This window comes from Halomonas sp. CnH100-B, assembly GCF_024124605.1.
Taxonomy (GTDB): domain Bacteria; phylum Pseudomonadota; class Gammaproteobacteria; order Pseudomonadales; family Halomonadaceae; genus Vreelandella.
Genome location: NZ_JAMXRX010000005.1, coordinates 48022 through 59852 on the forward strand (window position 1 = coordinate 48022; position 11831 = coordinate 59852).

An 11831-nucleotide genomic window follows, 5' to 3' on the forward strand; every position below is an offset into this window, starting at 1 on the left:
TTACTCGTCTTCGTTGAAGGAACAGACCGCGAATACGCTGTAACCCGCATCGCGAATTTTCTGAGAACCACCCAGTTCAGGCAGATCGATGATCGTTGCTGTCTCGACGACGTGACCACCGCAGCGCTGAATCAGGTTGGCCGCTGCCAGCATCGTGCCGCCCGTGGCGATCAGATCATCCATGAGCAAAATCCGATCACCTTCCTGGAACGCATCGGCATGAAGCTCGACTTCCGAATGACCGTACTCCAGCGTGTAGGTTTCGCTGATGGTTTTGAACGGCAGCTTGCCCTTCTTACGCACGGGAACGAAGCTGCAGCCCAGCTCGTACGCCAACGGTGCGCCGATGATAAAGCCACGGGCATCGATGGCCGCGATGGCATCCAGATTCATTTCCTGGTAGCGGTGCACGAAACTGTCGATCAGCTTACGAAAGGCAGCGCTGTTTTGCAGCAAGGGAGTAATGTCACGGAAATTCACCCCCTGCTCTGGCCAGTCAGGAACCGTGCGAATAACGGACTTAATGTAATCGCCGTAGATGCTCATCGCGTCTCTCATTGATTAGTCGAAGATTGGGTGGTTAACCCATGAATAGAAACTTTGCTGCAAATAGCAGCGCTAACACCACTACCGCCGGGTTGAGGTCCGCAAAGCGGCCCGACAGCGTTTTGATCGCAACGTAGCTGATGAAGCCCAGGGCGATGCCTTCCGCAATGGAGAAAGTCAGCGGCATGGCGATCGCCGCAATGAGAACCGGGGCAGCGTCGGTGGGATCTTCCCAATTCGCATGCGCCAAACTTCCCGCCATCAATACAGCGACATAGAGAAGTGCACCGGCGGTCGCATAGGCAGGGATAGAGCCTGCCAGCGGCGCGAAAAACAGGCTGATCAAGAACAGCACGCCAACCACGACTGCCGTCAGCCCCGTGCGCCCACCGGAAACGATGCCCGCCGTGGATTCAATATAGCTGGTGGTGGTGGAGGTACCCAGCGCGGCACCGGCCATCGACGCCGTACTATCGGCCATCATGGCGCGACCAATGCGCGGCAGCTTGCCATCTTCGTCCAGCAGCTTGCCTCGGTGGGCCACCCCTACCAGCGTGCCGGACGTATCGAACAGGTCGACGAACAGGAAGGCGAAGATGACGCTGAGCATGGCCACGTCCAGCGCGCCCATCAGATCCATGGCCATAAAAGTTGGCGCAATGGAGGGCGGCATGGACATGATGCCACCGTACTGGTTATGCCCCAGCACCATGGCCAAGACGGTCACCCCGATAATGCCGATCATGACTGCGCCAGTCACGCGCAGGTAGGCCAAGGCCGTGATCACGAAGAAGCCCAGCAGTGCATAAAGAGGAGCTGGCTCGGACAAGTCTCCAAGAGAAACGAACGTTGCCGGGTTAGCGACCACGATGCCTGCGTTTTTCAAAGCAATCATCGCCAGAAACAGGCCGATCCCTGCAGCAATACCCAAACGCAGCGAAAGCGGAATGGAGTTAATGATCCATTCGCGGATTTTGAAAATACTCAGCAAGAAGAACGTCAAACCGGAGAAGAAGACGGCCCCTAGCGCCGCTTCCCAGGTATAGCCCATGCCCAGCACGACGCCATAGGTAAAGAAGGCGTTCAGCCCCATGCCGGGTGCTTGTGCAATAGGATAGTTCGCCCATAGCCCCATGACGAAACAGCCAATGGCCGCAGCCACGCAGGTGGCAACAAAGACAGCGCCGTAATCCATTCCCGCTTCCGAGAGGATGCTCGGATTGACGAAGATGATGTAGGCCATGGTTAAGAACGTCGTGACCCCAGCGATCACTTCCGTCTTGACGTTGGTCTTCTGCTCTGTGAGCTTGAAGTAGTTGTCCAGAAATTTCATGTAGTTTTTATCCTTCGCGCTTACGCCGAATGCGTCCCTTGGTGCGAGAAAAGCCGCACATACTACCGAAAGGCACCGCGTGATGCGAGTGCCTCACGTGCAGCCGTTGATCGAGGGCACGTCCCCTCACCTACTGTTTAGCAAACTTTAGGCCATCAGCTAACCGATCGGTCAACAAAAACCCAAAACGATACCGTCACATGGCTACATGGACCGGCTCGCCAACACCCGCTCTACCGTCTCCACGATGACCTGTGTTTGCGGATCGATCTCGATATTGACCCAGTCGCCCATTAAGCGACTACCCAATACCGTACGGGACAGCGTCTCGGGAATCAGGTTAACACTGAACTCGGCCCCTGCCCCATCCGCCGAAGGACGCACGTCACCCACGGTGAGACTAATCCCATCAACGCCAATGTAGCCTTTTTCAAATACGAACTTGGCGGCTTTTTCGGGTAGCGCGAACCAGAGACGGCGATTATTGGGCGCCTCCTCGATGGCGACTACCTGCGCCATACAAATGATGTGACCGGACATGGAGTGCCCACCGATCTCGTCCCCGAAGCGGGCCGCACGCTCTATGTTGACGCATTGCCCTGGCGTAATTGCACCAAGATTGGTCAGCCGGAGCGTTTCTCGCATCAGGTCGAAACTGACACGCTCGCCCTCGATGGCCGTCACCGTCAAGCACACGCCGTTATGCGCGACGGACGCGCCAATCTCCAGTCCGCTACGCAGACTCTCTGGCAAGGCCACCACATGCGTGCGAAACTCCTCTAGCTCGCGCACTTCGACAACCTCAGCAGTACCTTGAACGATACCCGTAAACATGATCCCTTCCTTTCAAAACAGGTGAACAGGGTGGCGTAGGCCATAAAAACTTGCGCAAGCTTACTACTAATGACCCAACCTTGTGCAGCCAGTCGGCAACCCCGCGTGATCGATCATGGTTTTTTGCTACCAACACCCAGCCAAACCCGCCGCCAACAGCAATAACCACCAAATAAAAGCACTTAAAAAGTAAATCACCCTGTTTAACAACTTAAAAACATGAAATAGAACGGTTTTCGTTGACAACACCCCGGCCGCTCTTTAGACTTTCGCCGCAAATGTAATGACGCCGATTTGTACCCAGATTGCGGGCGTCCACCTGGCCTTTGGCGGGGTGAAGTGCAGCTAAAAGGGTGTGTCCAGCGTTGATGGCCACCCGCAAGGGTGGCCTTTTTTTGTTCCCCGCCCTACGCTTGCCCCCTCGCACTCCGTCTTCGGCCTACCATTAAGGCAGACGCTATGATTGAACTTAGCAACGTTAGTAAAACCTATGGCAACGGCGACAGTGCCGTTCACGCCCTTCAAAATGTCAATTTAACGATCCCCAAAGGCACCATCCACGGGGTCATCGGCCTCTCAGGCGCGGGGAAATCCACCCTCATCCGTTGCGTCAATCTGCTCGAGCGCCCTACGAGCGGCAGCGTCGTTGTGGACGGGCAGGAAATGACCGAGCTTGGCCGCAACGAGCTCAACCAAGCTCGTCACCGTATCGGTATGATTTTTCAACACTTCAACCTGCTTACCACGCGGACTGTTTTTGACAATGTCGCCCTCCCCCTGGAACTCATGGGTGAAAAGCGCAGCGCAATCAAAAACCGCGTACTGCCACTGCTAGAGATGGTCGGCCTCGCCGATAAAGCGAAGCAGTATCCCGCTCAGCTCTCCGGCGGCCAGAAACAGCGTGTCGCCATTGCCCGCGCCCTTGCCAGCAAACCCAACGTGCTGCTATGCGACGAAGCGACCTCGGCACTGGACCCACAGACGACCAGCTCAATCCTTGAGCTGCTGCGGGACATCAACCACCAATTGGGCATTACCATTTTGCTCATTACCCACGAAATGGAAGTGGTGAAATCGATCTGCCATCGGGTCAGCTTGATTTCTGACGGTAAGCTGGTGGAAGACGCGGAAGTGGGCGACTTCTTTACCGCGCCCGCAACGCAGCTTGGCCGCGACTTTTTGAACGACTTCTTACAGCTCAGCCCCCCGAAAGAGCTACTGGAGCGTCTGCAAGAGAGCCCCAGTGAACATACGCACCCGGTGGTGCGACTGACGTTTTCGGGCGACGCCGTCTCCACGCCGCTCATCTCTCGTCTTGCGCGGGAGTGCAGCGTGGATGTCAGCATCCTGCAAGCCAAAGTCGAGTCCATTCAAGACCGCACGCTGGGCCTGATGATTGCCGAGCTGCTGGGCAGCCACGAGCAAACCCAGCAAGCCATGTCCTATCTAGAAGCGCATCAACTACAGGTGGAGGTACTTGGTCATGTCCAGCGCAATGTTTGATCTCATTTTACAGGCCACGCTGGATACCCTTTATATGGTGGCCGTGTCGGGCGTGATCGCCACCCTACTGGGACTCCCCCTGGGCGTGATGCTTTACGTGACCCGCCCGCGGCAAATCATGGCGATGCCCGTCCTCAACCAGGCACTGGGCATCATCACCAATATCGGGCGTTCGATTCCGTTCATCATTTTGATGGTCGCCATTATCCCATTCACCCGCATGCTGGTCGGGACCTCCATCGGCATCAACGCTGCGTCGGTCCCGCTGACGATTGCTGCGATTCCATTCGTGGCACGCCTTATCGAGGGCGCACTGAACGAGATCTCGCCAGGGCTGATCGAATCTGCACAATCCATGGGGGCGACACCCTGGCAAATCATTACCAAGGTGCTGATTCCTGAAGCGCGCGGCGGCATCATTACGGGCCTCACCATTACGCTCGTCACCCTAGTGAGCTATTCGGCCATGGCGGGCGCCGTAGGCGGTGGCGGACTGGGCGACCTGGGTATTCGCTACGGCTACAACCGTTTCAACCCCACGATCATGCTGATCACCGTGGTGATCCTGGTCGTACTGGTACAGGGGTTTCAAAGCCTGGGCGACTACTTGGTGCGCAAAAGCGACCGCAAATAGTCATAGCCAGCCTTTGTCATGGGCATAGCTAAATATAACAAAAACGCATTAGACTTGCGTTTCTTATTCCCGCATTATTGCAACACGATGCACAACGACACTGGAGTAACGCCATGCAAAAAGTCATTATCGGCAGCCTGACCGCACTGGCTCTGGCCATCAACGTGGCCAATGCGGAAACCCGTACCATCAAAATGGGCACCGTCGCGGGCCCCGAAACCGAAGTCATGGAAGTGGCCGCGCGCATTGCCAAAGAAGAATACGACCTGAACGTCGAAATCATTGAGTTCACCGACTACGTCACACCGAACGCAGCGCTGGCCGATGGCAGCTTGGATGCCAACGCCTACCAGCACGAGCCCTATATGCAGGCGATGGTCAATGACCGTGGCTACGACTTCGCCATTGCTGGCTACACCTTCGTTTACCCCATCGGCGCGTATTCCGAGAAGTACGATAGCATCGATGAGCTGCCGGACGGCGCACAAATCGCTCTGCCCAACGACCCCTCCAACGAAGGGCGTGCGCTCATCCTAATGCACAACGAAGGCCTGATCACGCTCAACGATCCGACGTTCCTGGAAGCCACGCCGATCGATATCGCAGAAAACCCGCGCGGCTTCCGCTTCCGTGAAATCGAAGCGGCGCAGCTGCCCCGCGTACTGCCTGACGTAGACATGGCCTTCATCAACAACACTTTCGCCCAACCGGCTGGCCTGAGCCTGGACGATGCGCTGATCAAGGAAGGCCCTGAGTCTCCCTACGTCAACCTGATCGCAGTTCGCGGTGGCGATGAAGATCGCGAAGAGATTCGCCAGTTGGTCGACGCTTATCAGCGTGACGAAGTGATCGAGAAAGCCGACGAGCTGTTCAAAGGCGCGGCGGTACCGGGCTGGACCGACGAGTAACTCTCATCCGTTCGTCATTCATTATCAGGCCAGCCGAAAGGCTGGCCTGATGCGTTTCACCAAGGAGATGGTATGTCGACCACCGATTACACCCTGCTCAACCGCCAGCTAGAGGCCTTGCTAGACACACGCGACTGGCTGACCAACAGCGCCCAAACCTGCGCCTTCATTCAGCAAACGCTAGAAGCGCTGAACTGGGTTGGCTTTTATTTGCAGCGCGAACCGCAGCTACTGTGCCTTGGGCCATTCCAGGGCAAACCCGCCTGCCACCCCATCCCTTTTAGCAAAGGCGTTTGTGGGGCTGCGGCCCGTGAACAGGCAACGCAACGGGTCGATGACGTTCACGCGGTGGCTGACCACATCGCTTGCGACGCCGATTCACGTTCCGAGCTGGTCGTCCCCATCGTACACGACGGTTTCGTATGGGGCGTTCTGGATATCGACAGCCCCCAGCACGCGCGCTTTAGCCAAGCAGACCAGGCTGGCATCGAGGCGCTGGTGGCCACTTTCGTGCGGCAAACAGACCTTCCCCGCTTCGTTTGATGGCGCATTAAACAACAAAAAGCCCCGCTCAATGAGCGGGGCTTTTTAGAATCTGGTAGGACCAGGCGGATTTGAACCGCCGACCTCCACGATGTCAACGTGGCGCTCTAACCAACTGAGCTATGGTCCTAAACATGTACACCAACAAACTTGGTAGGACCAGGCGGATTTGAACCGCCGACCTCCACGATGTCAACGTGGCGCTCTAACCAACTGAGCTATGGTCCTGCTGTGCAACGGATGCGTATTCTACGGCTTCATGGCTGAATTGCAAGTCATTTTTGCGTCTTCCGCTACATTAGCGCCTTCCTCTGCCCGCTACCGCAAATTACATCGACACTTATCAAAGCTAACGGCTAAGCTGCACATAGATTAATCATAATCGCTTGCGGATAAGGAGGTAAGTTTTGCTAGGGCCTTTGCTGGGATGCGTCGCCGGTTTGTTATTACTATCAACGCTCATCGCGCGGGTAAGACTCCGCTGGTGGTGGGTACGCAGTTTTGAGTTTCCCCGCCTGCAAATTGCGGTACTTGCGGGGCTCTGCGCCGCCGTTGGCATACTGCTTTTGGAACCCAGCGGATGGCAAACAGCGACGATAGGGCTTGCGCTACTCACCTGCATACTTCAGCTGCGCTACGTTCTTCCCTGGACACGGCTGTGGCCCGTACAAGTGCAATCGTCTCACGACGCGCCAGACGACCAAAAAATCACGCTGCTGATTGCCAACGTACTTACCCCCAATCGCAAGGCAGACACGCTGCTGGCCATGATAGATCAGCACCAGCCCGACATCGTGATCACGTTAGAGTCCGACCAGTGGTGGCAAGATCAGCTCGATCAGGCCCTTGCGGACCGCTGGCCGCACAATGTAAAAATCCCACTCGATAACCTCTACGGCATGCATCTGTACTCTCGACTTACGCTCAGTGAGACGGAAGTAAAATGGTTGATCCAGGATGACATTCCCTCCATCCACACCTATGTCACTCTGGCAAGCGGCGACAATATTCGCCTACACGCGTTGCACCCTCGCCCCCCGGCTCCCAGTGAAAGCGAAAAATCGCTATGGCGAGACGCCGAACTGCTCTTGGTGGGTAAAGAGATCCATCAAAACCCATCGGCCACGCTCGTCGCAGGTGACCTCAACGATGTCGCCTGGTCACGCACCACGCGTCGATTTTGCCGTATCAGCGGCATGCTCGACCCTCGCCGCGGGCGCGGTATGTTTAGTACGTTTCATGCAAATTATCCGTTTCTGCGCTGGCCACTGGATCACGTATTCGTGAGCGAACACTTTACGCTGGACAGCATGCAGCGCCTGGACGCCTTCGGCTCCGACCACTTCCCGATCCTCGCGACGCTCTGCTATCGCCCCTCCCGTCAAGATGAGCACGACAACCCAGAGGCGAGCCAAGAGGAACGCCAAGAAGCCAGCGAAACCATTCAAAAAGGCAAAACGGAACGTCAAGAAACGTAGCCATTTTGCCCGTGCATCGAGGCGCCCCGTTACTCTGGGACGCCGCCCTTCGTCAATACCGTGGGATCGAGCAGCCGCTCCAAGGTCGCTCGGTCCAGCTCGGTCTCTTCTTCCGCCACATCAATGATTGGTCGGCCCGCTTGGTAGGCCTTTTTGGCAATCGCTGCGGCGGCGTTGTAGCCAATCACGCTATTGAGTGCGGTGACGAGAATAGGATTGCGCGCTAGCGGGCCTTGCAGATTGTCTTCACGGACTTTGAAGGTGGCGATGGCACGCTCGCCCAGCAGCTTGGCGGTACTGCTCATCAAAGTGATTGAGGTGAGCAGGTTCGAGGCCACGAGGGGCAACATGACATTGAGCTGGAAATTGCCGCTTTGCCCGGCCACCGTGATGGCAGCATCCAAGCCAATCACTTGAGCGGCCGCTTGCGCCGCCGACTCGGGGATGACGGGATTGACCTTACCCGGCATGATCGAGCTGCCCGGCTGCAGCGCCTCCAGTTCGATTTCCCCCAACCCCGCCAGCGGGCCCGAGTTCATCCAGCGCAGGTCGTTGGCAATCTTCATGACGACACATGCCAACCCCTTCAACTGACCAGATAGTTCTACCGCGGCATCCTGCGACGCCAAGCTAGCAAAGAAGCTGTCGTTAGGCGCAAAGGAGAGGCCCGTTTGCTGGCTTAGATCGTTGGCCATCAAGTCGGCAAACTCTGGCGGCGCATTGATGCCTGTGCCCACGGCGGTACCGCCTTGGGCGAGGCGGCATAGCCGCGTCATGGCACTGTCGAATCGTTCGATGGCTTGCCCCACCTGACTGGACCACGCGCCTAGCTCTTGGTCCATACGGAGCGGCATGGCGTCCATCAAGTGGGTACGGCCGGTTTTGACGATATGGCTAAGCTCACTGGCACGGCGATCAATCGTTGCCTTGAGCTCGATTAGCGCCGGGCGTAGCGACTCATGCACGGCAATGGCGGCGGAGAGGTGGATCGCCGTGGGGATTACATCGTTACTGGATTGCCCCATATTGACGTGATCGTTGGGTGTGACGTCAACGCCCTCACGGCTGGCCAGCGTCGCCAACACCTCGTTCACGTTCATATTGGTGGACGTGCCCGACCCCGTCTGAAAAACATCGATAGGAAAGTGCTCGTCGTGCTGGCCATCGATCACCGCTTGTGCGGCTTTTTCGATCGCCTGGGCACGCTCGGCATCCAATAACCCTAACTGATGATTACTGCGCGCCGCTGCCAGCTTGATACGAGCAACCGCATGAACGAACGCCACCGGCACAGGCGTGCCCGATACGGGAAAGTTGTTGATGGCACGCTGGGTCTGTGCGCCGTAGAGCGCCGTGGCAGGCACCTCCAACTCCCCCATGCTATCCCGCTCAATACGCGTTTCCATACTACCCTCCTGGTGAGTCATCGGCGGGAGGGCACTCCCTCTCCGCTGCTTGATAACGATTCTCTCTATAATTCAGCCTAGCGGCCCCACTCTCTTTGGTAAACCCGTGCTTTGCCAACCCCGTGCGTTGCACCATTGACACAAACGCTAGACCAGGTTTATTGGCCAGCAATGTTGCACTGCACAAAAGCGCTTGCTATGCTGCGATGCAAGATATCTCATCAGTGACGGTGCATTCCTTGACTCGCCGACGCTGATTAACGAACCGTCTTGGGCGCAGCTTAGCAGCCCACGACCTTAGCAAATGGCACAGGAGTGTTGATGATGCGTACGTTTAACACCAACGAAATGACCCAGCAGTTCGATAATCTGTTCATGGCACCGGCCCGCGCCTACATGAGCTTGAGCATCGATTACTCCGAAAAACTGATGAACGCTCAGTTAGACGCGAACAAAGCCTATGTCGATACCGGCATTGCGCAAATGCGCCAGCTGATGAGCGTCAAAGATGCCGACGGCCTCCGCAGCTACATGGAAGGCCAGCAAAAAGTGGCGAAAGAGTTGGCAGAGCGTGTCAAAGGCGATGCAGACAAAGTCGTGTCGTTACAGCAGGACTTCCTGCAGAAGAGTCAAAAGCTGACTGAAGAGAACGTGAAGCAGGCACAAGCCGCTGCCACCAAGATGAGCAAGACCGCCTAACGCACCTGATAGATCGCGCAATAGAGCCGTCTTCCAACGCCCTTGCCAGTTGACTGGCAGGGGCGTTTTACCAATTGAGCGCCGACTTGACGAAGGGAATCGTCAGTTTTCGCTTTGCTGATAGCGACGCTTGATCCAACGTTTCCAAGGCGCGGCAAAGCTCACCCAGCTCCCGCGGCCCGCGGTGCATGATATAGCGCCCCACGTCATCCGGCAGCTGCATGCCACGCACATTGGCACGCAGCTTCAGTGCAGCCAATCGGTCATTATCGTCCATCGGGTGAAGATGGAACGTCACGCCCCAGGCCAACCGTGACGCCAAGTCCGGCAGTACCACCTCCAAATGGCGCGGCGGTTTGTTGGCCGCAATCAGCAGCGCTTTGCCCTCATCTCGCAAACGGTTGAAGGCATGAAATAGCGCCTCTTCCCAGCGCTTGCGTCCAATGACGTACTCCAGGTCATCGATGGCCACCAGATCGAGCCGCTCGATATCTTCCAACATGAGTGGCGGAAAGTGACCAAGGTCTGCAAGCGGCAAATAGAGGGCCCGCTTGTCTTGGTCGGAAGCCGCATGGCAGGCCGCTTGCAATAAATGGCTGCGCCCACTACCCGGGGCGCCCCATACGTAAAGAAACGGCTCTGAGCCAGGCGTAAGCTGATGACTGAGGTGATCGACCAACGACGCATTCGCACGGGACGCATAGTAGTTATCGAACGTGGCATCGTCGCGCAGCCCCACCCCAAGCGGCAGCTGTGCCGGTAATCGGCTCATGATGACTCCCTTTTGTCGTCGCGACCCCGTGCATCATCCGGAGTATGCGCTTCTGGGGTTTCTAAGTGTGCGTCGTAGAGCGCACTATTTTTATATCGGTCTTTCACTTCACGTAGCAGCACCATGATCACCGCTGCGGCCGGTAGCGCCAATAGCACGCCCGTGAGGCCAAAAAGATGCCCGCCCGCGAGCACCGCAAAGATGACCGCCACCGGATGCAAGCCAATCTTATCGCCTAATAGCTTGGGTTGCAGTACGACGCTCTCCGCCACCTGTCCCAAACCAAAAACAGCCACAACGCCTAACAGCGCCCACCACGTATCGAACTGGAACAGTGCCACCACCAACGCGATCACTAGCCCGACAATGAAGCCTAAAAACGGCACGATGCTGACCAGCCCCGAGAGCGCGCCGATCAGCAGGCCAAAATTGAGGCCTAGCAGTGTCAACCCTGCGGCATAAATGATGCCCAAGCACAGCATGACGAGCAGCTGGCCGCGTAAAAACGACGCCAACACTTCATCGCAGCGGCGCGCTAGGCGAAACGTATCGTCTGCCCACTGGCGCGGCACCAAGTTTCCCAGGTTGTCGAGCATACGATCCCAGTCCAGCAGCAAATAGAACGTCACTACGGGAATGAGCGCGACATACGTCACCCAAGAGACGAACGCCATGCCCGAGCGACCAATCTGGCCCAGAGCCTGCGCTACGTAACTACCCGCGTCCCGCCAGTTTTCGATCAAGGTTTCGCGAACGTTGCCAAGCTCTGTGGCAAGGTCATAACCGGTCCACTCCTGAACCTGGGGAGCCAGTACACTTTCTACCCAGTTGAGCACGCCCGGCAGGGCCTCTCCCAGTTGCTTGATCTGCTGTACCACGAGGGGAATGAGAATCAGCAGGCTCAGCGCCAGCACGAACATCAACACCAAGAACACGCTGCTGACCGCCCAGGTGCGCCGCATGCCCAGACGCTGAAAATAGTCGGTTAGCGGGTCCGCGAGGTAGGCCAAAATCAACCCTGCAATGAAGGGCATTAGCACGGCATCAAGAAAATACACCGTTCCCACCAGCGCAACGACCAGCGCGATTCCCCACCATGAATGTCTCATTCCCTGCTCCTTCCTGGATATACGGTCAGCGGTAGTGCTTGAATAGTAACAAAAGTTGGCCGCCAC

The 11831-nt window shown here is 56.9% G+C and carries 12 protein-coding genes and 2 tRNA genes; 6 read left to right on the forward strand and 8 right to left on the reverse strand.

Translation table 11 applies throughout. From position 1 onward, the window contains the following. The 3 genes from NH398_RS12500 to NH398_RS12510 form a co-directional block, all read right to left on the reverse strand. Entirely contained in the window at positions 1 to 546 is a 546-nt protein-coding gene (locus NH398_RS12500; RefSeq protein WP_139528053.1) for an adenine phosphoribosyltransferase, read from the reverse strand. 34 nt (positions 547 to 580) lie between these two features. Continuing rightward, the gene (locus tag NH398_RS12505) at positions 581 to 1879 is read right to left on the reverse strand and encodes an NCS2 family permease (RefSeq protein ID WP_159341978.1); all 1299 of its coding nucleotides are present in this window, start codon (positions 1877 to 1879) and stop codon (positions 581 to 583) included. A gap of 204 nt (positions 1880 to 2083) precedes the next feature. Continuing rightward, on the reverse strand, positions 2084 to 2713 hold the full coding sequence (locus tag NH398_RS12510; RefSeq protein ID WP_159341977.1) for a riboflavin synthase subunit alpha: 630 nt from the start codon (positions 2711 to 2713) through the stop codon (positions 2084 to 2086). 459 nt (positions 2714 to 3172) lie between these two features. Between NH398_RS12510 and NH398_RS12515 the strand changes: the two genes are divergently transcribed. The 4 genes from NH398_RS12515 (at position 3173) to NH398_RS12530 (ending at position 6301) form a co-directional block, all read left to right on the forward strand. Then, positions 3173 to 4216, forward strand: coding sequence for a methionine ABC transporter ATP-binding protein (locus tag NH398_RS12515; RefSeq protein ID WP_159341976.1), 1044 nt, complete (start codon positions 3173 to 3175; stop codon positions 4214 to 4216). Then, positions 4197 to 4850, forward strand: coding sequence for a methionine ABC transporter permease (locus NH398_RS12520; protein WP_159341975.1), 654 nt, complete (start codon positions 4197 to 4199; stop codon positions 4848 to 4850). The genes NH398_RS12515 and NH398_RS12520 overlap by 20 nt, the downstream gene beginning before the upstream one ends. A 113-nt stretch (positions 4851 to 4963) precedes the next feature. Continuing rightward, a complete protein-coding gene (locus NH398_RS12525) occupies positions 4964 to 5758 on the forward strand; it encodes a MetQ/NlpA family ABC transporter substrate-binding protein (RefSeq protein ID WP_054640841.1) in 795 nt (264 codons plus the stop codon). A gap of 72 nt (positions 5759 to 5830) precedes the next feature. Further along, positions 5831 to 6301 (forward strand): GAF domain-containing protein, encoded by a 471-nt coding sequence (locus NH398_RS12530; RefSeq protein WP_253018825.1) that lies wholly within the window; start codon positions 5831 to 5833, stop codon positions 6299 to 6301. Positions 6302 to 6354: 53 nt separating this feature from the next. Here NH398_RS12530 and NH398_RS12535 read toward each other — a convergent pair. Together NH398_RS12535 and NH398_RS12540 are read right to left on the reverse strand one after the other, a co-directional pair. Then, positions 6355 to 6431, reverse strand: a tRNA-Val gene (locus NH398_RS12535). 21 nt (positions 6432 to 6452) lie between these two features. Next, positions 6453 to 6529, reverse strand: a tRNA-Val gene (locus tag NH398_RS12540). 179 nt (positions 6530 to 6708) lie between these two features. On the opposite strand from NH398_RS12540, the gene NH398_RS12545 reads away from it, so the two are divergent. Continuing rightward, positions 6709 to 7779 carry an endonuclease/exonuclease/phosphatase family protein gene (locus tag NH398_RS12545; RefSeq protein WP_253018826.1) on the forward strand — a complete coding sequence of 357 codons (1071 nt, stop codon included), beginning with the start codon at positions 6709 to 6711 and terminating at the stop codon, positions 7777 to 7779. A 29-nt stretch (positions 7780 to 7808) separates the two neighbouring features. Here NH398_RS12545 and NH398_RS12550 read toward each other — a convergent pair whose 3' ends face one another. Further along, positions 7809 to 9185 carry a class II fumarate hydratase gene (locus NH398_RS12550; protein ID WP_253018827.1) on the reverse strand — a complete coding sequence of 459 codons (1377 nt, stop codon included), beginning with the start codon at positions 9183 to 9185 and terminating at the stop codon, positions 7809 to 7811. Positions 9186 to 9509: 324 nt separating this feature from the next. Between NH398_RS12550 and NH398_RS12555 the strand changes: the two genes are divergently transcribed. Further along, positions 9510 to 9884 carry a phasin family protein gene (locus NH398_RS12555; RefSeq protein ID WP_159343734.1) on the forward strand — a complete coding sequence of 125 codons (375 nt, stop codon included), beginning with the start codon at positions 9510 to 9512 and terminating at the stop codon, positions 9882 to 9884. A 67-nt stretch (positions 9885 to 9951) separates the two neighbouring features. Here NH398_RS12555 and hda read toward each other — a convergent pair whose 3' ends face one another. After that, positions 9952 to 10656 (reverse strand): DnaA regulatory inactivator Hda, encoded by a 705-nt coding sequence (hda, locus tag NH398_RS12560; protein ID WP_253018828.1) that lies wholly within the window; start codon positions 10654 to 10656, stop codon positions 9952 to 9954. After that, positions 10653 to 11765, reverse strand: coding sequence for an AI-2E family transporter (locus NH398_RS12565; RefSeq protein WP_159341970.1), 1113 nt, complete (start codon positions 11763 to 11765; stop codon positions 10653 to 10655). Before NH398_RS12565 ends, hda begins: the two co-directional genes overlap by 4 nt. Between the last annotated feature and the right edge of the window lie 66 nt (positions 11766 to 11831).